The sequence below is a fragment of the Clostridium sp. CCUG 7971 genome (genome assembly GCF_017590215.1).
Lineage (GTDB): Bacteria > Bacillota > Clostridia > Peptostreptococcales > Peptostreptococcaceae > Faecalimicrobium.
Genome location: NZ_JAFFPK010000054.1, coordinates 32053 through 54242, shown reverse-complemented (window position 1 = coordinate 54242; position 22190 = coordinate 32053). Strand labels below are relative to the sequence as shown.

Sequence of the window (22190 nt, the reverse complement as noted above, 5' to 3'; positions counted from 1 at the left end):
ATATTATCGATCACATTAATTTAATAAATTTTTTATAATTTATTTTATGAAACTCGACATAAAATTAAGCTTTGTTTACAGAACCGAATAATTCCATCTTTTCTTTAACAGTAGCTTTTATAGCTTCGAATCCTGGAGCTAATACTTTACGAGGGTCAAATCCTTTACCTTGTAAGTCTTTTCCAGCTTCTATATATTTACGAGTAGCTTCTGCAAATGCTAATTGACACTCAGTGTTAACATTTATTTTAGAAACACCTAAAGATATAGCTTTTTGTATCATATCTGCAGGTATACCAGTTCCACCGTGTAATACTAATGGCATTTCTCCTGTAGTATCATTTATAGCAGCTAAAGCATCGAAGCTTAATCCTGCCCAGTTTTCTGGATATTGACCATGTATATTACCGATACCAGCAGCTAACATATCAACCCCTAAATCTGCTATTAATTTACATTCAGCTGGATCTGCAACTTCCCCAGCTCCAACAACACCATCTTCTTCTCCACCTATAGAACCAACTTCTGCTTCTACAGATATACCTTTAGAATGAGCTATTTCAAGTACTTCTTTAGTTTTAGCTATATTTTCTTCTATAGAATAATGAGAACCATCAAACATAACAGAAGAGAATCCTGCTTCTATTACTTTTAAAGCTCCATCATAGCTACCGTGGTCTAAGTGTAGTGCAACTGGAACTGTTATTTTTAATTCTTCTAACATTCCGTTAACCATTCCAACTATAGTTTTGTAACCACCCATATATTTACCTGCACCCTCAGATACACCTAATATAACAGGTGAATTGTTTTCTTGAGCAGTTAATAATACTGCCTTTGTCCACTCTAAGTTATTGATGTTGAATTGACCTACTGCATATTTACCTTCTCTAGCTTTTATTAACATTTCTTTAGCTGAAACTAACATACGTAAAACCTCCAAATAAATTATATTGTTAAAAATTTATAAAATTTACCCATCACTTAATATTATAACTAATATACAAAAAAAGTATATAGTAAATTGTAATAACATGAAATTAAAAGTATAATAATATCTATAATTAGTACATCAAAAATAAACGTTTTATATTTTAAGCTATGTTAAAATATAAAATAGTATTTAATATAGAAAGGAAGAAAAAATGCCACAAATTAAAATAAGAGGAATACATGAAAATGAAATATTAAAAATAAGTGAAAATATGATAGATAGTTTAGTTGAAGCTGTTAAATGTCCAAGAGACTATTTTGAAATAGAGTGTATAAAATCAGTTGCAATAAGAGATGGAAAAATAGCTGATGTTTATCCATTTGTAGAAATAGCGTGGTTTGATAGAGGCCAAGAGGTTCAAGATACAGTAGCTAAAATTATAACTGATAGCATAAGAAATAATTTAAGCGTAGAAAATATGGATCTTGCATTTACAGTATTTGAAAAAGAAAAATACTATGAAAATGGAGAGCACTTCTAAGGAAGTCAAATTTAGATATGGCTAAAAAATTACGTTTAGATAAAGTACTTTCAAATATAGGATGTGGAAGTAGAGCGGAAATAAAAAAATACTGTAAATACGGAAAAATAACTGTAAATGGAAAGGTAGTAAATAATCCTGGTCTTCAAGTTGACACTGAAAATGATGAAATTTTATTTGATGGAGAAGCTGTAAGCTACAGAGAATTTGTTTATATAATGTTAAATAAACCAGATGGATATATATCTGCAACTTTTGATAAGAGAGATCCTATAGTTTTAGACTTAATAGATCCATCATATCTTGTATTTGAACCTTTTCCAGTAGGTAGATTAGATAAAGATACAGAAGGTTTATTAATATTAACAAATGATGGGCAACTTTCACATAGAGTATTATCACCTAAGAAACATGTACCAAAAACTTACTATGCAAAAATTGAAGGCTTGGTAACTGAAGAAGATATAACAGCATTTGAAAAAGGTGTAATTTTAGATGATGGGTATGAAACTATGCCATCTCAATTAAAGATACTAAAAAGTGAAGAAATATCAGAAATAGAACTTACTATACATGAAGGAAAGTTCCACCAAGTAAAAAGAATGTTTGAGAGTGTAGGTAAAAAAGTAGTATACTTAAAAAGACTGTCTATGGGTAAATTAAAGTTAGATGAAAGTTTAGCTTTAGGAGAATATAGAGAATTAACTGAAGAAGAAATCAGATTAATGGAAGAAAGATAGATAATAGACTTAAGCGGAGGTAACATTAGTGAAGAAAAAAGATATTATAGAGTTTGAAGTAGACAAAATGGAGTTCGGAGGAACGTCTGTAAGTCTATACGGAAATAGAGATATTCATATGAAAGGTGGAATAACTGGTCAAAAGGTAAGAGCAGCTGTTAAGAGAACTAGAAGTGGTAAAGCGGATGTTAAAATGTTAGAATTACTAGAAAATTCACCAATAGAAACAGCAAAAACTTGTAAGCATTTTGGAGAATGTGGAGGATGTTCTATATTATCAGTTCCTTATGAAAAACAATTAGAAATAAAAGAAAAGCAAGTAATGGATTTATTCTTAAACCAAGATTTGTTTGGATTTAAATTTGAAGGTATAAAAGGAAGTCCATTAGAAAGATTATATAGAAATAAGATGGAGTATACTTTCGGAGATGAAATGAAAGATGGTCCTCTTACATTAGGTCTTCATAAAAAGGGAAGACATATAGATATAATGACAGTTGATGGATGTCTATTAGTAGATAATGATTTTATAGAAGTACTAAGTAAAACAGTACAGTACTTTAATGAAAAAGAGCTTCCTTATTATAGAACGGTAAATCATAAAGGGTACCTAAGAAACCTTGTTGTAAGAAAAGGTGTTAACACTAAAGAATTAATGGTAAACATAGTTACTTCTTCTCAAATAGATTTTGATATGACAGAGTATAAAACTTTATTATTAGGACTTTCATTAGATGCTGAGTTAGTAAGTATATTACACACTATAAATGATGGATTAGCTGATGCAGTTCAATGTGATGAACTTAGAGTATTACATGGTAGAGATTATATACAAGAAGAAGTTTTAGGTCTTAAATTTAAAATATCTCCTTTCTCATTCTTCCAAACTAATACAAAAGGTGCAGAAGATCTTTATACTATGGCTAGAGAATTTATAGGAAATCATGCTGATAAAGTTGTATTTGATTTATATAGTGGGACTGGAACTATAGGGCAAGTTATGGCAGGTAGCGCTAAAAAAGTTTATGGAATTGAAATAATAGAAGAAGCAGTAGTTGCTGCTAACGAAAATGCTAAATTAAATGGACTTACTAACTGTGAATTTGTTGCAGGTGATGTTGCTAAAACTGTTAAAAACTTTAAGGTTAAGCCAGATTTAATAATAGTTGACCCGCCAAGACCAGGTGTTCACAAAGATGCAATAAGAGATATATCGAGTTTTGGTGCCAAAGAGATAATCTACATTTCTTGTAATCCTAAGACTTTAGTTCTTGATTTAGTTGAATTTAAAAATTATGGATATGAAATAGAAAAGGTTAAGTGTATGGATATGTTCCCTAACACTCCTCATGTTGAAACTGTAGTTAAATTAAAAAAGAAATAATATTTTTATAATAGGGTAGTTAGAATTAAAATTCTTTCTACTCTATTTTTATTTCTAGTATTATAGATAAATTTGATTTCTTATGTATGATATAGTTTATTTATAAATTATAAAAGGGGAGGAGAGCGTTATGAAAAAAATTGATTGTTTAGGAGAAATTTGCCCTATTCCAATTATTCATTTACAAAATCACATTAAGAAAATTGAAAAAGGGGAAACTATTATAATTATTACAGACCATAGTTGCACATTAATTTCTATTAAAGATTTTTGTAAAAATCATAATTTTACATATAACTATGAAGAAGTCATAAATGGTGTTTGGGAAGTAAAAGTATTTAAGACCATTTAGCAAATGGTCTTAGAAATTGTTTTTTCTATGTAATTTATTAGTTTATATATTTCTTTATCGTAGGAATCGTCTAAAGGTTTAGTAACAGTATAAAAATTATTATCTAATTTAAAATCATCCATTTCAATAATTTTGAGTTGTTTATTATATAGTTCTTTTTTTATGGTCATATAAGGTAAAAAAGCAAGACCAAAACCTCTTGCAGATGAAGATTTAATAGATTCTATTGAATCTAAGGAGTATAGAATCTTAAGGTTTGATACATCAATACCTATTTTTTTTAAGTATTTATCAAGTTGATGTCTTATATATTTAGATGAATCTAACATAATTATGGGATAATCATAAAGCATTTCTTTACTTAAATAGGCAGGCACGCTCATATCATTTCCTGCTACAAGACAAATCTTATCAGAAAAAATTTTTTTACTTATAAGAGATTTATTTTTAGGTTTCCCAGATATAAACCCAATGGTACCTTGTCCACAAGCGATATGCTCCTCAATCAGTTGGCTAGACATATTAGATAATTTGATAGTAAGCTGGGGATACTTTTTCTTGATATGATAAAGCGTACAAGGTAGAGCATAATCGCATATAGAAGAAGTTGAAAAAATTTCAAGTACTTTATCTTGATTTTGCATTCTTTCAATATCTTGAAGCATTTTATTATATAGTGTAATGATTTGAAGAGATTGCTTATAAACTATATTGCCTTGAGGTGTTAAAGACACTCCCTTATTACTTCTTTCAAGCAAAGTTGAGTCAAGAAATTGCTCCATAAGTTTAATCTGTTGGCTAAGAGCTGACTGAGATATATGATTTTTTTCAGCGCCTTTAGAGATGCTACCGAGTTTGACTACATCAACAAATTGACTGAGATAGTTAAAATTCATTTCATAACGCCCCCCTTTATTTGATTTTATCATAAGATATAAAATTTGCTATAAGATTTTACTAATGTAGCATTAATCATATGAATGATAAAAAAATAACAATCAGTGCTATAATAATTTATATAAAGAGGAATTAGCTAGTATAAGGTTTATATTTTCTTGGCTCATTCTTATAAGAGTCTAGATTTAAATATAAAGCAAGTTAAAAAGTAGTTTTTGTGCAAAGGGGGTAGCAAGATGTCTAGTGTAAATGAAGCAGAAATTAAATCTATACGTAAATCACGTGCACCACGTAAAGCTAAAAAGAGTCAAATTCCTATTGCTCTTATTGTTACAGCTATAATAGTAGCATTTGGAATTTACTTAAGTACTTATAACACAAAACTTGTAATTTATTGGATTTTTGGTATTAGTTTTGGCTATATATTACAAAGATCTAGATTCTGTTTTACAGCAGCTTTTAGAGATCCTTGTATTACAGGAAGTACATCTGTTACAAGGGCAATTATTGTAGCACTAACTTTAACAACAATAGGATTTACTGCAATTAAATATAGTGCAGTAATTAAAGGCAATGAAATTCCAGGAATGAGTGCAGTATCACCTATTGGAATACCACTTATAGTGGGAGCAATTCTCTTTGGTATTGGCATGGTTATTGCAGGAGGATGTGCATCTGGAACATTAATGAGAGTTGGAGAAGGTTTTTCAATGCAAATGCTATCATTAATATTTTTCGTAATTGGTTCTTTATGGGGAGCGCACGATATGGGATTTTGGGGGCCGACATTTAATGAAAAGGCACCAAAAATATTTTTACCAGACGTGTTTGGATGGTTAGGAGCACTTGTAGTTCAAGCAATTATTCTTGTTTTACTTTATATAGCTGCTGTTAAGTGGCAAGAAAAGAAAATGGGAACAGGAGAATAAAATAATAAAAAATAAGGGGGAATTTAAGATGGTAGAATATAATCTTGATTGTTTAGGAGAGGCTTGTCCAATACCATTAATGAAAACAGAGAAAAAAATGGGTGAATTAAACGTAGGAGATATCCTTATAGTAGAAATAGATCATAGTTGTGCAATGAAAAATGTACCAGAATGGGCAAGAAAGCAAGGACATAATGTGGAAATTGAAGAAGTAGATGATGGTGAGTGGGAAATAGTAATTCAAAAAAATAAATAATAATTCATAAAGTAGGTGAGAACGTTGAAGGAATTTTGGATTAAACTAGGAAAAAATAAAACATATAAAACACTACTAAAAGAGCCTCTTACATATGTTGCTGGTGCAGTATTACTTAGTATATTTCAAATTGCACATTTATCTATATTTGATAGTGGATGGGGAGTTACAGGTACTTTTGCCAATTGGGGAGCGTGGATATACAATGCTTTAGGTGGAGATGCAGGTAGCTGGTCATATTTTGCCTCAGAAGGGGCACAAAAAACACTAAGCACAGGATTTATGAATGATGGAGGCTCTATTAGAAATCTTGGTATTATAGTAGGTGCTTTCGTTGCAGTACTTTTTGCATCTCAATTTAAGTTTAAAAAGATTAAATCTTTTAAACAAGTAATAGCAGCTATTCTTGGTGGACTTCTAATGGGATATGGAGCAAGACTTGCAGGTGGATGTAACATTGGAGCGTTATTCACTTCAATTGCATCTCTTTCACTTTCAGGATGGATTTTTGGATTGTTCTTATTTGGGGGAGCATTTATAGGAAGTAAATTATTAGCAAGATATTTTATGTAGATAAAAGCAGGGGCTATGAAAATAGCAACCCTGCAAATTTTTTATAAAGGAGGGCACATATTATGGAAAAAAAGGTAGAGCAGTTTGACGTAGTAATAATAGGGGGAGGAGCTTCAGGACTTACAGCAGCTATTTATTGTGGCCGTGCTAGATTAAAAACACTTATTATAGAAAAATCATTGGTAGGTGGGCTTGCAACATATACAAATGAAATTGAAAACTATCCTGGATTTCCTAATGGGACAACAGGACTTGAATTAATGGACTTATTCCATAAACAAGCTAAGAAATTTGGAGTGAAATTTAAGTTAACGGATGTAAAAGGAGTAACATTAGAAAAAGATAAAAAGGTTGTTGAAACTTTTAGGGTAAACTATGAAGCAAAGGCAGTTATTGTAGTAAGTGGAGGAAAGCCACGCCTAACAGGTGCCAAAAATGAAGAAAATTATTTATATGATAAAGGAATATCTTTCTGTGCAACATGTGACGCAGCAGCTAATACAGATAAAACAGTTATGGTAATAGGTAGCGGTGATGCAGCAATAGAGGAAGGTATATTTTTGACTAAATTTGCAAAAAAAGTTATTGTATCTGTAATGCACGATCCAGGAAAGATGGATTGTAATGAAATTGCAAAAGCTGAAGCACTTAATAATCCTAAGATGTCTTTTATGTGGAATACGTTAGTAGAAAGCTTTGAAGGGGAAGGTCACCTTTCAAAAGTAGTTCTTAAAAATACAAAAACAAATGAATTAATACCAGTAGATGTAGATTCTTGTTTCCTTTTTATAGGGTATATACCTAACACGGAATTCTTCAAAGGTATACTAGATATGAATCCAGCAGGTTATCTTGTTACAAATGAAAAAATGGAGACAAACGTATCAGGTGTATTTGCAGCAGGTGATGTACGTGATAAATTCTTAAAACAAGTTTCAACAGCAGTAGGAGACGGAGCCATTGCAGGATATGGAGCAGAGAAATACATTGCAGAGATGGAAGTTTATGAAAATCAAATACTAAATGGTGGAAAACCATCCCTTATATATTTATGGAATGCAGTAGATCCAGTATGCCGAGAACTTTTGCCAATAATAGAAAGTTTTGAGGAAAAACATGGTGAAAGTATAGATGTTACAAAAGTAGATATTTATAAATCTCAAGGAATTTCAGCGTGTTTAGGTGTAGAAAAATTCCCAGCAGTAATATTTATTAATAAAAATAAAGTTGTAGGGTTACTAACTGAAGGTATAAAAACTGAGACAATTGAAAAACTAATAAAAAATTATAAATCTTTATAGAATCTTTATCTGTAAATAATTATCTTAATACTATATTTATTTAAATTTTGATAAAGTATAATTATAAATCAATATTTAAATAAATAGGAGTGTAGGCTATGATAGATAACTACTTAACAATAGATAGTTTTGAAAAATGTATAAAAGAATCAATTAACAATATAAAAATAGGTAATTTAAATGAAGCTATAGAGTATATACATGAAGCTATGTTGCAAGATGATTCTTCACCAAAGCCACATAATTTATTAGGAATTATTTATGAAATGAGGGGAGAGTTAGATTTAGCTAGAAAACATTATAGAGCATCTTACTCATTAGATCCCACATTTAAAGCTTCGAGTATAAATTTAGAGAGAATAAGCTCATTTTCATATAAATTTAATATTGAAAATATAAAATATGGATATGAATCATTAATTCTTGAAAAATATTACTACAAAATAGTATATGATGAAAAAAATATTGGTAGATTAAAAAGACTATAAATTTATAGTCTTTTTATTATATTAAATAATATTTTAAACTATAATATATTGAAACTTAATATTATTAACCATATAATGATATAAAATATTATCAATAGCAGATAGGAGGAAACTATGAGTATAACTGATTATGATGAAGATAATTTAGACAATTATAACTATAGTCAAGATATAGAAATACATAATAAAAATACAATTATATATAACTTAATAAAAATTGCACTAATAATGATAGCATCCATAATTATATCTTTTATATTTAGAGAAGTAGGGCTTAATGAAGTAAGCATTATATTAATTTATATATTAGGAGTGCTATTTTCAGCGAGTAGTACAGATGGATATTTTTATGGTATATTTGCATCAGTGATAGGGGTTTTATCATTTAATTTCTTTTTTACAGAACCATATTATACATTTTTAGCATATAGAGCTGATTATCCTGTAACATTTATTATAATGCTTATTACGGCAATTATAGCTAGTACTCTCACATCTAAAGCGAAAAAAGAGGCTAGAATATCTCTGATTCGTGAAAATATAATAAAGTTACTGTATAAAAATAATAAAAAATTACTTAAAGCTAGGAATAGAAATCAAGTACTAGATTTTTGTGGGGAAAGTTTAGTTGAAATGCTTAAAAGAAATATTATGATAACCGTTGTAGATTCAAATGATAATTTAAAAGAGCCTAATATATATATAGCAAATAGTGATGGTAGTGAAAATATATTTAAATTAGACTTAGCTAAAAAGGCAACTTATAAGGCATTTGAAAGTGGAAATCCCATAGGTATAGGAACAGGTATATATGAAGAAAGTAGTTCTTATTATTATCCTATAAAAGGCCAAATTTCAATTTTAGGGGTCATAGGTATAGCATCATTTGAAAAAGAGATTATTAAAGAAAATGAGAAAATCTTATTAGAATCAATTTCTACACAAGTTGCACTAGCAATTGAGAGGGAAAATTTATTTGAAAAAAATAAATTAGTAAATCTAGAAGCAGAAAGAGAAAGATTAAGAGGTAATCTTTTAAGATCCATATCTCATGACTTAAGAACACCACTTACAAGTATTCTTGGGTCGGCATCAACAATTATTGAAAATGATGAAGTACTAGATAATGATATAAAAAAAGAATTACTGAAAAATATTTATGAGGATACTATTTGGCTTACTCATTCATTTGAAAATATTTTAAGTATGACTAAAATAGATGAGGGAACTCTTAGTATAAAAAAGGAAATAGAGGTAGTTGAAGAGATTGTAGCAGAATCCATAGCAAGAATAAGGAAATTTTCAGGTAATCATAATATAAAGGTAGAGCTACCTGATGACATGATTTTAATATATGTTGACGGGCTACTAATTGAACAAGTTATTGTTAATTTAATTCAAAATGCTATAAGATACACACCGGAAAATTCTAATATATTAGTAAAGGTTATAAAAGATGCAGATAATGTTATTTTTGAAGTATCAGATGATGGTAATGGGATACCAATGGAGGATATAAATTATATATTTGATAGATTTTATACAAAAACAAAGTCAAAGAATATTGAAAAAAGAGGTATAGGACTAGGGCTTGCTATATGTAAGTCAATTATTGAAGCCCATGGAGGTAAGATTGAAGTTTCTAATAATTCTTCAAAAGGAGCGACATTTAGATTTAGTATACCTTCAAAAGGAGTGATGTAAATGGATATAAAGCCATTAATTTTAATTGTAGAAGATGATAAGCCAATTTGTAAATTTATTAAGGTATCACTTGAGGCTCAAGGATATAAATGTATAGAAACTAGCTCTGGAAATACAGCAGTATCTTTAGTATTTTCTATGAACCCAGAGATAATAATATTAGATTTAGGTTTACCAGATATGGATGGTGTCGAGATAATAGAAAAAATAAGAGATAGAACTAAGGCAAAGATAATAGTTGTATCAGCAAGAGAAAGAGAAAGGGATAAAGTAGAAGCCTTAGATAGTGGAGCTGATGATTATTTAACTAAACCATTTAGTGTATCTGAACTTTTAGCACGAATAAGGGTGGGTCTTAGAAATTTTAATAAAAATAATAATGCTCAAGATAATCCAGTATCAAGTTTCGAACTTAGAGACTTAAAAATAGATTTTGATAAGCGTAGAGTATCTGTGCGTGGAGAAATTATACACTTAACACCAATAGAGTATAAGTTACTAGAGTTAATGTCAAAATATCCAGGAAAAGTGTTAACGCATAAATTTATAATAAATGAAGTTTGGGGTGGATATTGTGAAAGTGAAACAAAGTCTTTGAGAGTATTTATGGCAAGTATAAGAAGGAAAATTGAAAAAAATCCAGCTCAGCCAGAATATATAATAACAGAAATTGGAGTTGGTTACAGATTAGTAGATGAATAAAAGAAAGCTTAAAATTTAAGCTTTCTTTTTTTATTAATCTATCTTAACACAATCTTTATACAATACTAATTATCTTAACAAGATATTTGTATAGAATTTGCTAGAATAGTTGTATAAATAATTTAACTTTAAGGAGCAAAAAAAATGAAAAAAAATAATTATATTATTATAGCAGGATGCAGTAGATTTGGAGCTAGTATAGCTTCTATATTATCAGCAAAAGGTGAAGATGTTGTTATTATTGATATAGATAAAGCTTGTTTTAGAAAATTATCACAAAACTATAGTGGTTTTAAATTACAAGGTGATGCAACTGATATAGATGTTTTGATGGAAGCTGGAATAGAGAAAGCAAAGACTATTGTAGCTGCAACAGATGATGATAATACAAATATTATGATTGCTCAAATTGCTAAGATAGTATTTAAGGTAAATAAGGTTGTGTCTAGGTTATATGATATAGAAAAAGAAGTTATATATAATAAATCTGATATACAAACTATTTATCCAACAAAGTTAACTATAGATGAATTTGAAAAGTTAGTTTATGAACCATCTAAGTATAAAAATTCCGGGATATCAAGATTTAGAATTAATGGCATAAGAATGGAGGAAGCTTAATGGATATATTAATAGTTGGTGGGCGTAAGACATCAGAATTTATTTTAAAATCTTTAATATCTAAAAATCATAAAGTGACTATTATAAATAATGATTATGAATATTGTAAGAACTTATCTAGAAAATATGACGCATCAGTAATGTGTGGAGATGGAACTAAACCATATATGTTAGAAGAAGCAAATATATATAAAGTTGACATAGTGATAGCATTAACTCAAAAAGACTATGATAATTTGGCAATATGCCAGTTAGCTAAGAATGTTTATAGAGTAAAAAAAGTTTTTGCCACAGTAACTAACCCTAAAAATGTTGATGTTTTTAAATCTCTAGGCATCGATACAGCTATAAGTTCAACATATATTGTAGCGGATATGATAGAACAAATGGCAACAGTAGATGAAATACACAAATTTATGCCAATCGAAGATGGAAAAGTTAGTATAATGGAAATAGTTATTAAAGAAAATTATGTTGTTTGTGGAAAATTAATAAAAGATATAGTACTTTCAGAAGAAGCGATAATTGGATGTATTATAAGAGGGTCAAATAGCATAATTCCAAAGGGGAGCACTAAAATATTTTTAGAGGATAAGCTAATTATACTATCAACACCTAACGCGCAAAAAAGTATCATTAATAATATAATTGGAGGCGTGGGTAAGTAATGAAAAAAATAAAATCATTTTTAAAGGATAACATTATAATTGCTTATATAGGAGTATTGTTAATGATAATAGGGACAATACTATTGATCCCTTTATTAACATTAATTGTTTATCATAATGAAGTTAGGCATACTTTGTCATTTGTAATTCCATCAGCTGTTGCTATAATAACAGGATTTATATTAAGCAAAGCTTCATCATTTAAAGAAAATGAAAAATTATCTGTAGGAGAAGATGCAGTTATAGTTGTGTCTATATGGATTTTAGCAACATTATTTTCAGCACTACCTTTTATTATATCAGGAGAATTAAACTTTACTCAAGCCTACTTTGAATCAGTAAGTGGATGGACTACAACTGGTTTATCTGTTATAGACGTAGAGGAATGTCCAAAGATATTTTTAATACACAGAAGTACAATGAATTTCTTTGGAGGGGTAGGAATTGTTCTAGTAATGGTATCAGCATTATCATCTACATTTGGTATGAAACTTTATAATTCTGAAGGACACTTAGATAAATTATTACCAAATCTTCTTAAATCATCAAGGATGATAATGTCTATTTATTCAGGGTATGTTATATCAGGTATAATTTTGTATTGTATACTAGGCATGCCATTATTTGATGCTATAAATCACTCAATAGCGGCATTATCAACTGGAGGTTTTGGAGTGAGAACAGATAGTATAGGTGCATATAATAGCTTTCCTATAGAATTAGTAACTATAATATTAATGATACTTGGGACAACTAATTTTGCAGCACACTTATTATTAGTAAGCGGTAAATTTAAAAAGTTTTTAAAAATAAGTGAAATAAGATTTATGTTAATACTAATTGGTATATCTATACCATTAGTAGCATTCACTTCATTAAATGGGTTATATGGTAGTTTGGGTAAAGGATTAAGGGTAGCATCTTTTGAAATAATATCAGCTCTTTCGACAACTGGATTTTCAACAGTAGGATATAGTAATTGGAGTTCATTCGCTATTTTTATAATGATTATATTAATGATTATAGGTGGAGGCGCTGGATCAACAGCAGGAGGAATTAAATTATATAGAGTATATTTAATGATAAAAAGACTTATTTGGAACTTAAGAAAAAAATTTATATCTGATAATTTAGTAAATGAAGACCGCATGTTTAAGCCAGAAGGAAAAGTATATATAGAAAAATCTGATATTATGGATGCATCAAATTATGCATTTATATATATGATTATATTTATTATAGGAGTTTCTATAATGCTTATACACGGATATCCATTACAGGATTCATTATTTGAATTTGCATCTTCTTTAGGCACAGTAGGATTATCTATAGGTATCACATCAGCAACAGCGCCACCTATTATTTTATGGACAGAGATAATTGGAATGATGTTTGGAAGGCTTGAAATATGGGTTATATTTATAGCTACTATCAAAATATTAAAAAACTTTAAAAATAAAAGGTCTATTACAAGTAAAATTAATTAAATATATATAAATTTTACAATTAGAGAAAATTATGATATATATTGATTATAAATATATAAAAGATTAAGGTGATAAATTTATGATAGTAGGTGTTATTGGACCTTCGGACTCCAGTCAAAAAATATGTGAATACTTACACCAATTAGACAGAGAGATAGAAATCAAATTATATATAGGTGAGAGAGTGGTAGATACTCTAGATAAGATATCTATTTGTGAGAAAGAATGCGATGTAATTATATTTACAGGATGTGGAGTTTCTGAAGCTGTTAAATCTAAACATGAAGTTAAAAAACCAAATGGATTTGTATCAAGAGGTGGAACTAGTATATTAAAGGCATTTTGGGAAGTAAAAAATGATAATATGAAATTAGATAGGTTTAGCATAGATGTTGTTGAAAATGAAATTTTAGAAGATATTCTACAGGAAGTAGATATTAATCACAAAGAAATATTTTCATTACCATTTTCTAATGAAATAGATGAAATGGAATATGCAAAATGGCATATAAATTTATATAAGCAAAATAAGATTAGTGTAATTTTAACAGGTTTTGCTGGGGTGTATAACGAAATAAAAAGGCAAGGTTACCCTGTATATAGACTACACGTAACAAGACCACTTATAAAAGTATGTTATGAAAAAGTTAAAAGTGAATTTGAATTAAATAAGGCACAATATTCGCAAATAGCAGTAGAGGTATTGAGCTTAGCTGACTATAAAAGTAATAATGAAAACTATTACTCAAACATGATTAAAAAATCTGAAATGGATAAATTTATAGTTGAATATGTTAGAAGTATTCAAGGGTCTTTATTTAACTTTGGTAGAGATGAGTATATAGTTTTTGCTCATAAGGGAGCAGTAAAAAATGTAGATAATTATAACAAATTATTTAAATTACAAAAAGATATAAAAAATATAGGATTTTCTCTAGGTGTAGGAATAGGAATAGGTGTTACTGCTTATCAAGCAGAAGCTAACGGATATAAAGCATTAAAACGTTGTAAAGATTCAGATGAATTTTATATATACTCAGTTGATGAAAATGATTTTATAAAAGGTCCGCTAGGTCTTGATAATGAGTTAAATTATTCTTTAGTATCATCTAATGAAAAAGTGATGGATATAGCCACCAGGACTGGACTAAGTTGTGAATCTGTAGCTAAACTAATGGCAATAAATGAAATTAGACAAAGTAAAATTTATGATACCAAAGAATTAGCAAACTATTTAGATATAAGTGATAGAAGCTCTAGACGTATATTAAATAAAATTGTATCAGCAGATTTAGGAAGAATATGTGCAAAAGAGAGTAGCAAAGGTGGAGGAAGACCAAAAAACCTTATAGAGGTATTGTTTTAGATTTAATAAAAATAGGAACTTCTGATTAGAAGTTCCTATTTTTATTACCATATTTAATTATATAGTTCTATCATATTTAGCTAAGAATCCTAAGTATTCTTCTTTAGTCATTACTGGTTTAAAATCAGATAATATATTATTAGCTTCTTTAGCTCCATCAAATAATAAATCTACAACTGTCATAGCCATTGATTTAGCTGGCACTATATAAGCTAAATCTTCATCAACTATTTCAAAATCTCTAGTATGAAGAGCACCTTTAACACCACCCATCATAGGATGAAGCGTTGGCATTAAATGAGATATATCTCCAAAGTCAAATGAACCAGTGAAATCTCCACCATCAACTATTTTTTCGTTATCTATACCTAATTCAACTAAGTTATTGCTAAATAAGTTATCCATACTTCTGTAACGTAATATTGGTAAGTATCCAGGTATTTCAGTTAATACAACATCAGCACCTACAGCCATACCACCAGCTATTAACGCCTTATTTATTCTTTCACTAGCATCTATCATTCCATCTATAGTTCTAGCTCTAACATAAGATTCCATTTGAACATCAGCAGGAACAACATTTACTATATCACCAGCTTTAGTTAAGATTGGGTGGAATCTAACTCTTTCAGATTCTTTGAAAGTTTCTCTTAATGCATTTACATTATTTATAGCTAACATTGCTGCATTTAAAGCATTAACTCCATCATATGGAGCAGAACCTGCATGAGCTTCCTTACCTACAAATTGCACTTTCTTTCCTATAAATCCATTACTTTCAGGTCCAACTAATGCTTTATTTTCACCCATATCTAATGAATGGAACATCATAGACATATCTACATCATCAAAATAACCTCTTTTTACAAGTTCTTGTTTACCACCAAAATAAGTTATTTCTCCATTATTTTTTAACTGTTGTCTGTATTCTAATTCTATAAATTCCTCAGCTGGAGTAGCCATGAAAGATATTTTACCGTCTAATGAATCAAGTACTCCACTTTTAACTAATCCTAAAGCAGCACCTAGCATACCAGCTATTTGTATATTGTGACCGCAAGTATGAGAAGCTCCTATGTCGTTAGCATCTTTATGTTCCTTGCAAGATATACCATCTAATTCACCTAATACAGATATATGAGGACCTTTTTTATCATTATTTAAAATAGCCTTACATCCTGTAACAGCTATATTTTTTTCGACTTCTAATCCTAATTCCTCATGTAAGAAGTTAGCTACAGCTTCAGTTGTTTTATATTCTTTGTATCCGTATTCTGGAGTTTCGTATATTCCACGACCTACTTCTATTATTTTATCTCTATTATCATCTATTGTTTTTATAATTAAATTTTTTAATTGTTGCTTATTCATAATAACCCTCCAAGTTTAATTTAAATTTATATAACGCCTTGTATCTTTAACACAATGTGTCCGATAGATGCACAAGCGAAGAATATAGTTGTGAAGACTACTAATGATATAACTACTATTTTCCAAGACATAGACTTTAACTCTTCTATCTTATTACCTACAGATATACCCGCAAAAGCTAATAGTGGAGTAGTTATAGCCATAAAGTTTATGTTAGCTACTTGAGCATTAAATACATCAGATACAGGATTACCTGGTACGCTAAGTATTAATCCTATTATTGTTGCAAATCCAAAAGCTGGGAATATTGATTTAGGAAATAAATCTTTTAACATCATAGCTATCATAGCTGCAAATATCATTATTAACATACCAGGAAGAGCTGTTATTATAGAAGTACCTTTACTTATAAATTGTCCTATAAGTATCATAGCTCCAACTATTAACATAACTACAAATTGGTATCCAGTTCTTTTTAAATTTATATTACTAAACATTTTAAATGCACCTCTCTTCAATTATGCTGTTTTATTATTTTTTTTACTATTTCTACCAAGTTTTGGTTCTAATATAGCATATAACTTGTTAGTTAATGGTAAAGTTATAAATACTAAGAATATTAGTCCTGTTAAACTAGACATCATGTTACTTGTAGCACCATAAGAAAGTATAGTATCGACCATTTCGGGATTAGATGCTATTGCAGGTACTTTTGTAAGTGCAGCTGATGCAGCGGTCATCATACTCCCACTACCAACTCCAGTTGCCATACCTAATGCATATGGATGAAGTCCTGTATATATTGAAACTGAACCTAATATAGAGAAGTATATTGTACCGATAACTGTACCCATTAAGTAAGTACCTAAAACTCCGCTACCTTCTGGTGAATTTATACCATATTTTTCAGATATAACACCTAAAGAAGTCTCACGGCTTATACTAGAACAAGCGCCAACAGCTTCTCTTTTAAATCCAAACCATAAAGCTAAAGGTAGTGCTACTAACGGAGCTAATATATGTCCAAATTCTTGAGCTAAGAATGCAGGCCCTGCCTCTATTATTTTTGCTAAGTTAGGACCAACAGTAGATCCATACTTTATACCTAATAGAACTAATGCTATACCAACAACATCACCAGCAATGTTGATTTCTTTTTCGCCAATCATTTCTTTTAAAGCCTTTATCTTTTTACCTAATAAATCTGGTGTGATTATAATTCCTACTATAACTGCATATAACATCGGGAATAAAACTAAAGCTACAGGGCCGATATTAACTGTATACTCACCGATGAATTCACAAGCTACAACTATAACGAAAGCTGTAATCATTAATTTGATAAGATTTTTATTGTTCTCCATATTTCCTCCCAAAATATAAATTGTATTTGACATAATTATGAATAGGTTTTCCTTTGCAGGCTTAATAAACGTTTACCTAAGCTTGAAAAAATATAAACATGAAAAATATTAATAATTAAAGTAGAGCATTTTTTAATATTTGACATGTCATAAATATGTCCTTAACTAGAGAATAAATTATATGTATATTTTTGTCAACAAGAAAATAAAAAAATGTGTTTTAATTTTAAAAATATGGGTATGAGTGTCGAATGTTATTATAAAAAAGAGTGTGACTTAAGGCACACTCTTCAAAATTTAACTATTATATATTTTTTCATCAAGGCAATTTTCAGATTTAGCAACAAATATAGCAGTTGCAGCATCACCAACGACATTAAGAGATGTAACTAACATTTCAATAGGTCTATTTATAGCTAATACTAATGAATATGCTAAAACTGCAGCATCATTTTGGTATCCCATACCTGTTAATACAGTAAATAATATAATTGCTCCGGCACCAGGTGCAGCAGGAGTTCCTATTGAAGCGATTAACGCTAATAAAGCGATTATTAATATATTTACAACTGTTACATTATACCCAGCACTTGAAGCTATAAATATTGCGGCAACAACTTGCATTATTGCTGTACCGTTCATATTAATGGTCATTCCAAGTGGAAGTGTGAAAGAAGCTATTTCTTCATTAACACCTAACTCTTCGACTATTGTTTTAGTATTTAAAGGTAGAGTTGCTGCTGATGAAGATGTAGAAAATCCAAATAATGCTACTTTAGCGATTTTTTTTATAAATATAATTGGATTTAAACCTGTAGTGAAGAATATGAATAATGCATATCCAAAAGTTAAAAATATCAATAGCGCGATTGTAGCGGTTAAAACATATGCAAGAGCTGGTTTTAAGTGATTAACTCCGTAGATTGCAAAAGTTCTTGTTATTAACACAAATATTGCAATAGGACCAAATTTAGTTATAATAAATGTTAAAAATGTAGTTATTATTTTATTGATATCTTGTAATAAATTTTTTAAAATTAATATTTGGTCACCTAAAGTATTTATGCAAAGTCCTGTGACAACCGCTAGGAAAACAATAGATAATACACGTCCATTGTCACTAAATACAGAAGATATATTATTAGGTATAGCTTGAACAAATACAAGTAATGGATTGTTACCTGAGTTTCCTTGGCTTGAAGCTATATCATTAATACTTACATTAAATAAGCCAAGCTTATGAGCTGTAAGTCCGAATACACCAGCTAAAACTAATGCAAATACAGATGTAGCTAAAAATCCTAATATTGTTTTATATGAGATACGACCTAACTTTTTAGTATCACTTATATGACACATGGCAAGTGTTATAGATGTAAATACCATAGGTACAATAACTAATTGTAATGAATTGATAAATAGCTGGCCAGCTATATAAAAGATTCCTATTGCACCGTTTCCATCATTACTACTTATATCTTGGAATAATAATTTATTAACTAAAGACCAAGCTTCAGAGTTTCCGTTAGAGTTTAGATGTTCTCTTAAGAAAATAAATGAAGTTCCAGCAATCAGCCCTAATATTAGAGCAAAAGCCATTTTGATAGCCAATTGATTAGAATTATTTTTTATAGATTGAATTTTCATAGTATCCTCCATAAGTTTTAATTTAGGACACCAAAAAAACCTTAATACCGATAATGATATTAAGGTAAAATACTACGTTATGTATATTTCCTTATTAGTCTCACGGGACTATCTTAAAGGTATCCTATGAAATTAAATATACATGAGAAATATTTGTGTGTCAATAATTAACGGAATATTTTCTACAAAATAAGACAATAATTATCATACAGTACGAATATTAATAAACAAATATAAAAAAATAATATAATTATAAATTTAGATTATAAAAATAAAAAAATAAATATAGATATTAACTAAAACTTTTAAAGATATTAAAATCGTCTATATATATGTAACTTTAAAGTTAGAAAGGGTAGTGATAGTTTAGAATGAAGTTACTGAGCTCAAGTAAAAAGAATAAAGAAAAAGAACTTAAAGACTATATAGTAGAAAATAAGGATTCATTTTATAGAATGGCCTATAGTTACACAAAAAATGAAGATGATTCATTAGATGTTGTTCAAGATGCTATATGTAAAGGCCTATCTAAAATAAGTGAACTTAAAGACATAAATTATATTAAGCCATGGTTTTATAGAATACTAACAAACAGCGCTATTGACTATATAAGAAAAAATAAAAAATATCTAGCATTAGATGAAGAAGACATAAGTAATAGGCACACTTATAGTGACACCTATAAAGATATAGATTTGCATAGAGCATTAGATTTATTACATGATGATTATAAAACGATAGTTATATTAAGATATTTTGAGGACATGAAGATACAAGAAATAGCAGACATATTAGACGAGAATGTAAATACTGTAAAAACCAGACTATATTCAGCACTAAGAAAATTAAAAATGGAAATTACAAATTAGAAAGGATGGAAAATATGATAGAAAATAAAAAAATGGAACAATTAAAAAATGAATATAATAATATTGAAATACCTGATAGATTAGAAGATGTAGTAAATGAATCATTAGGTAAAAAAGTAAAAAATAGTTTTAAATGGGTATCGGCAGCAGCTTCATTCGGTATCATTGTAGTATCTATAAATTTAAGCCCATCATTTGCAAACACACTAGAGAAGGTACCTGTAATAGGAAGTTTAGTTAAGGTTGTAAATTTAGCTAACTATAGAATAGAAGACAATGGATTTGATGTATCTATAAAATCACCTAAAATTGAAGGCTTAAAAAATAAAGAGTTAGAATATAAACTAAATAAAGAGTTTGAAAATGAAGGTAAAAACTTATATAATAGCTACCTAAAAGAAATAGAGAATCTTAAAAAAGATGGTATAGAAGGAAGAGAAATGGTTGATTCTTGGTATGACGTTAAGACAGATAATGATAAAATACTATCTTTAGCACTATATACTTATCATGCTCAAGCTTCGTCTAACACTGAAGGTAAATATTATACTATAGACAAAGAAAATGAAACAGTATTAACTTTAGAAGGTATGTTTAACGGATCAGATTATGTAAATGCAATAAGCGAAAATATTAAAGAGCAAATGAAAGAAAGAATGAAACAAGATAAAGATAAAGTTTATTGGTTAGATGATGAAATGGCAGAAAACTTTAAATCAATAAGCAAAGATCAAAAGTTCTATATAAATAAAAATAATGAATTAGTAATTTGTTTTGATAAATATGAAGTAGCTCCAGGATATATGGGAGTACAAGAATTTGTAATATCAAATGATATTGTAGCTAGCTTACAAAATAAATAAAATAAAGTCCCCACTAAAAAACAATTTAGTGGGGATTTTTAAATTCCATTAAACTATAATATAGGTATATATAACTAAAAGGATGATGGGCATGAATATAAAGGACATAACTTATTTTATAGAAGTAGCTAAAGAAAGAAACTTTACAAGAGCTGCTAATAATTTACATATTTCACAACCAGCACTTAGTAAAGCTATAAAAATTTTAGAATATGAAACTAATACAAAATTAATAGAAAGGAACACTAGAAGTTTCAAACTAACGGATGAAGGAGAAATATTTTATGTAAATGCAAAAAAAGCATTAGATATTATAAATCTAGAAATATACAAATTAGAAGATAGTTTGATAGCATCTAAAAAGCACTTAACGCTAGGATTGCCACCTGTTATAGGGAGTGTATACTTTACATCTATAGTTGCTGAATTTAAAGAAGAATATCCAGATATAGAAGTCAAAATATTAGAAGAAGGGTCCAATAACATAAAAGATAAAATTGAAGATGAAACAATAGAACTAGGAGTAGTAATACTTTCGGTAGAGTCAAATAATTTAGTAACTACTCCAGTTACAGATGGAGAGGTTATGCTAGTTATAAGTAAAAAACATAAGTTATCAAATAGAAGATCAATAAATATAGAAGAGCTAAAAGATGAAAAATTCATAACCTTTAATGAACACTTTATGATGCATGATAAAATAATAGATGCTTGTGAATCATCGGGATTTTTCCCTGATATAATAATACAAACATCTCAGTGGGACTTTATAATAGAACTTGTGGCACTTAATCAAGGCATAACTATAATGCCAAAACCTATCGTAGAAAGATTTAAAACTAAAGATATAAAAACTATAAAGATAAAAAAACCTGATATAAGTTGGGACATAGGATTTATAGTTAAAAAAGATAAATATATTTCAAAAAGTGTAAAAACTTTTATAAAATATGTAGAAAAAAAACTAAATAAAAAAGACTGATTTTTATAAAAATCAGTCTTTTTTATTTATAACTTAAAGTTATAAGTATAGCAAATTATGGAATTTAACAAAGGAGAATATTAGAACTATACTAATCTTAAAGAGCAGGTGTACATAAGTTTAAAATTTAAAATAAAATTTTTAGGGGGAA

Annotated in this window: 24 protein-coding genes; 18 read left to right on the top strand and 6 right to left on the bottom strand. The window is 28.8% G+C overall.

Features of this window, described 5'->3' with window-relative positions:
- Positions 1–64: 64 nt before the first annotated feature.
- Entirely contained in the window at positions 65–928 is an 864-nt protein-coding gene (fba, locus tag JWF52_RS07895; protein ID WP_208333035.1) for a class II fructose-1,6-bisphosphate aldolase, read from the bottom strand.
- Between the two features lie 217 nt (positions 929–1145).
- On the opposite strand from fba, the gene JWF52_RS07890 reads away from it, so the two are divergent.
- From JWF52_RS07890 to JWF52_RS07875, 4 genes are all read left to right on the top strand, one after another.
- On the top strand, positions 1146–1475 hold the full coding sequence (locus JWF52_RS07890; protein ID WP_208333034.1) for a DUF1904 domain-containing protein: 330 nt from the start codon (positions 1146–1148) through the stop codon (positions 1473–1475).
- 17 nt (positions 1476–1492) lie between these two features.
- Positions 1493–2215 carry a pseudouridine synthase gene (locus tag JWF52_RS07885; protein ID WP_208333032.1) on the top strand — a complete coding sequence of 241 codons (723 nt, stop codon included), beginning with the start codon at positions 1493–1495 and terminating at the stop codon, positions 2213–2215.
- Between the two features lie 28 nt (positions 2216–2243).
- Complete coding sequence (gene rlmD, locus JWF52_RS07880; protein WP_208333030.1) at positions 2244–3599, top strand: 23S rRNA (uracil(1939)-C(5))-methyltransferase RlmD; 1356 nt, start codon at positions 2244–2246, stop codon at positions 3597–3599.
- A gap of 130 nt (positions 3600–3729) precedes the next feature.
- Positions 3730–3951, top strand: coding sequence for a sulfurtransferase TusA family protein (locus JWF52_RS07875; protein WP_208333028.1), 222 nt, complete (start codon positions 3730–3732; stop codon positions 3949–3951).
- Here the strand turns inward: JWF52_RS07875 and JWF52_RS07870 are convergent.
- A complete protein-coding gene (locus tag JWF52_RS07870) occupies positions 3948–4847 on the bottom strand; it encodes a LysR substrate-binding domain-containing protein (protein ID WP_208333027.1) in 900 nt (299 codons plus the stop codon). The genes JWF52_RS07875 and JWF52_RS07870 overlap by 4 nt on opposite strands.
- Before the next feature lie 237 nt (positions 4848–5084).
- On the opposite strand from JWF52_RS07870, the gene JWF52_RS07865 reads away from it, so the two are divergent.
- From JWF52_RS07865 to JWF52_RS07815, 11 genes are all read left to right on the top strand, one after another.
- Positions 5085–5777, top strand: a complete 693-nt coding sequence (locus JWF52_RS07865; protein ID WP_208333025.1) for a YeeE/YedE thiosulfate transporter family protein — start codon at positions 5085–5087, stop codon at positions 5775–5777.
- 28 nt (positions 5778–5805) lie between these two features.
- Complete coding sequence (locus JWF52_RS07860; RefSeq protein WP_208333023.1) at positions 5806–6033, top strand: sulfurtransferase TusA family protein; 228 nt, start codon at positions 5806–5808, stop codon at positions 6031–6033.
- Positions 6034–6057: 24 nt separating this feature from the next.
- Positions 6058–6606 carry a YeeE/YedE thiosulfate transporter family protein gene (locus tag JWF52_RS07855; RefSeq protein WP_208333021.1) on the top strand — a complete coding sequence of 183 codons (549 nt, stop codon included), beginning with the start codon at positions 6058–6060 and terminating at the stop codon, positions 6604–6606.
- Positions 6607–6668: 62 nt separating this feature from the next.
- Positions 6669–7907, top strand: coding sequence for an FAD-dependent oxidoreductase (locus JWF52_RS07850; RefSeq protein ID WP_208333019.1), 1239 nt, complete (start codon positions 6669–6671; stop codon positions 7905–7907).
- A 98-nt stretch (positions 7908–8005) separates the two neighbouring features.
- On the top strand, positions 8006–8395 hold the full coding sequence (locus tag JWF52_RS07845; protein ID WP_208333018.1) for a tetratricopeptide repeat protein: 390 nt from the start codon (positions 8006–8008) through the stop codon (positions 8393–8395).
- 114 nt (positions 8396–8509) lie between these two features.
- Entirely contained in the window at positions 8510–10099 is a 1590-nt protein-coding gene (locus JWF52_RS07840; protein ID WP_208333016.1) for an ATP-binding protein, read from the top strand.
- A complete protein-coding gene (locus JWF52_RS07835) occupies positions 10100–10801 on the top strand; it encodes a response regulator (protein WP_208333015.1) in 702 nt (233 codons plus the stop codon).
- A 144-nt stretch (positions 10802–10945) separates the two neighbouring features.
- On the top strand, positions 10946–11422 hold the full coding sequence (locus JWF52_RS07830; protein WP_208333014.1) for a potassium channel family protein: 477 nt from the start codon (positions 10946–10948) through the stop codon (positions 11420–11422).
- Positions 11422–12090: a potassium channel family protein gene (locus tag JWF52_RS07825; RefSeq protein ID WP_208333013.1), complete on the top strand. Its 669-nt coding sequence runs from the start codon at positions 11422–11424 to the stop codon at positions 12088–12090. Before JWF52_RS07830 ends, JWF52_RS07825 begins: the two co-directional genes overlap by 1 nt.
- On the top strand, positions 12090–13577 hold the full coding sequence (locus JWF52_RS07820; RefSeq protein WP_208333012.1) for a TrkH family potassium uptake protein: 1488 nt from the start codon (positions 12090–12092) through the stop codon (positions 13575–13577). Before JWF52_RS07825 ends, JWF52_RS07820 begins: the two co-directional genes overlap by 1 nt.
- Positions 13578–13656: 79 nt before the next feature.
- Positions 13657–14943 carry a transcriptional regulator gene (locus tag JWF52_RS07815; RefSeq protein ID WP_208333011.1) on the top strand — a complete coding sequence of 429 codons (1287 nt, stop codon included), beginning with the start codon at positions 13657–13659 and terminating at the stop codon, positions 14941–14943.
- A 57-nt stretch (positions 14944–15000) separates the two neighbouring features.
- Here the strand turns inward: JWF52_RS07815 and JWF52_RS07810 are convergent, their stop codons facing one another.
- From JWF52_RS07810 to JWF52_RS07795, 4 genes are all read right to left on the bottom strand, one after another.
- Positions 15001–16314 (bottom strand): M20 family metallopeptidase, encoded by a 1314-nt coding sequence (locus JWF52_RS07810; RefSeq protein ID WP_208333010.1) that lies wholly within the window; start codon positions 16312–16314, stop codon positions 15001–15003.
- Between the two features lie 26 nt (positions 16315–16340).
- Positions 16341–16811, bottom strand: a complete 471-nt coding sequence (locus JWF52_RS07805; RefSeq protein WP_208333009.1) for a hypothetical protein — start codon at positions 16809–16811, stop codon at positions 16341–16343.
- A gap of 21 nt (positions 16812–16832) precedes the next feature.
- Positions 16833–17678 carry a DUF3100 domain-containing protein gene (locus tag JWF52_RS07800; RefSeq protein WP_208333008.1) on the bottom strand — a complete coding sequence of 282 codons (846 nt, stop codon included), beginning with the start codon at positions 17676–17678 and terminating at the stop codon, positions 16833–16835.
- A 297-nt stretch (positions 17679–17975) separates the two neighbouring features.
- A complete protein-coding gene (locus JWF52_RS07795) occupies positions 17976–19325 on the bottom strand; it encodes a dicarboxylate/amino acid:cation symporter (protein WP_286184053.1) in 1350 nt (449 codons plus the stop codon).
- A 371-nt stretch (positions 19326–19696) separates the two neighbouring features.
- Between JWF52_RS07795 and sigV the strand changes: the two genes are divergently transcribed.
- From sigV to JWF52_RS07780, 3 genes are all read left to right on the top strand, one after another.
- Complete coding sequence (gene sigV / locus JWF52_RS07790; RefSeq protein ID WP_208333007.1) at positions 19697–20194, top strand: RNA polymerase sigma factor SigV; 498 nt, start codon at positions 19697–19699, stop codon at positions 20192–20194.
- A gap of 14 nt (positions 20195–20208) precedes the next feature.
- Positions 20209–21057 carry an anti-sigma-V factor RsiV gene (gene rsiV / locus JWF52_RS07785; protein WP_208333006.1) on the top strand — a complete coding sequence of 283 codons (849 nt, stop codon included), beginning with the start codon at positions 20209–20211 and terminating at the stop codon, positions 21055–21057.
- Between the two features lie 91 nt (positions 21058–21148).
- Complete coding sequence (locus tag JWF52_RS07780) at positions 21149–22039, top strand: LysR family transcriptional regulator (RefSeq protein ID WP_208333005.1); 891 nt, start codon at positions 21149–21151, stop codon at positions 22037–22039.
- The last annotated feature ends 151 nt before the right edge of the window (positions 22040–22190 follow it).

Bases quoted from the DNA above. Each gene is read 5' to 3' on its own strand.
- fba (WP_208333035.1), bottom strand. From the start codon at position 928: ATGTTAGTTTCAGCTAAAGAAATGTTAATAAAAGCTAGAGAAGGTAAA.
- JWF52_RS07890 (WP_208333034.1), top strand. From the start codon at position 1,146: ATGCCACAAATTAAAATAAGAGGAATACATGAAAATGAAATATTAAAA.
- JWF52_RS07885 (WP_208333032.1), top strand. From the start codon at position 1,493: ATGGCTAAAAAATTACGTTTAGATAAAGTACTTTCAAATATAGGATGT.
- JWF52_RS07875 (WP_208333028.1), top strand. From the start codon at position 3,730: ATGAAAAAAATTGATTGTTTAGGAGAAATTTGCCCTATTCCAATTATT.
- JWF52_RS07870 (WP_208333027.1), bottom strand. From the start codon at position 4,847: ATGAATTTTAACTATCTCAGTCAATTTGTTGATGTAGTCAAACTCGGT.
- JWF52_RS07865 (WP_208333025.1), top strand. From the start codon at position 5,085: ATGTCTAGTGTAAATGAAGCAGAAATTAAATCTATACGTAAATCACGT.
- JWF52_RS07860 (WP_208333023.1), top strand. From the start codon at position 5,806: ATGGTAGAATATAATCTTGATTGTTTAGGAGAGGCTTGTCCAATACCA.
- JWF52_RS07850 (WP_208333019.1), top strand. From the start codon at position 6,669: ATGGAAAAAAAGGTAGAGCAGTTTGACGTAGTAATAATAGGGGGAGGA.
- JWF52_RS07845 (WP_208333018.1), top strand. From the start codon at position 8,006: ATGATAGATAACTACTTAACAATAGATAGTTTTGAAAAATGTATAAAA.
- JWF52_RS07840 (WP_208333016.1), top strand. From the start codon at position 8,510: ATGAGTATAACTGATTATGATGAAGATAATTTAGACAATTATAACTAT.
- JWF52_RS07835 (WP_208333015.1), top strand. From the start codon at position 10,100: ATGGATATAAAGCCATTAATTTTAATTGTAGAAGATGATAAGCCAATT.
- JWF52_RS07830 (WP_208333014.1), top strand. From the start codon at position 10,946: ATGAAAAAAAATAATTATATTATTATAGCAGGATGCAGTAGATTTGGA.
- JWF52_RS07825 (WP_208333013.1), top strand. From the start codon at position 11,422: ATGGATATATTAATAGTTGGTGGGCGTAAGACATCAGAATTTATTTTA.
- JWF52_RS07820 (WP_208333012.1), top strand. From the start codon at position 12,090: ATGAAAAAAATAAAATCATTTTTAAAGGATAACATTATAATTGCTTAT.
- JWF52_RS07815 (WP_208333011.1), top strand. From the start codon at position 13,657: ATGATAGTAGGTGTTATTGGACCTTCGGACTCCAGTCAAAAAATATGT.
- JWF52_RS07810 (WP_208333010.1), bottom strand. From the start codon at position 16,314: ATGAATAAGCAACAATTAAAAAATTTAATTATAAAAACAATAGATGAT.
- JWF52_RS07805 (WP_208333009.1), bottom strand. From the start codon at position 16,811: ATGTTTAGTAATATAAATTTAAAAAGAACTGGATACCAATTTGTAGTT.
- JWF52_RS07800 (WP_208333008.1), bottom strand. From the start codon at position 17,678: ATGGAGAACAATAAAAATCTTATCAAATTAATGATTACAGCTTTCGTT.
- JWF52_RS07795 (WP_286184053.1), bottom strand. From the start codon at position 19,325: ATGAAAATTCAATCTATAAAAAATAATTCTAATCAATTGGCTATCAAA.
- sigV (WP_208333007.1), top strand. From the start codon at position 19,697: ATGAAGTTACTGAGCTCAAGTAAAAAGAATAAAGAAAAAGAACTTAAA.
- rsiV (WP_208333006.1), top strand. From the start codon at position 20,209: ATGATAGAAAATAAAAAAATGGAACAATTAAAAAATGAATATAATAAT.
- JWF52_RS07780 (WP_208333005.1), top strand. From the start codon at position 21,149: ATGAATATAAAGGACATAACTTATTTTATAGAAGTAGCTAAAGAAAGA.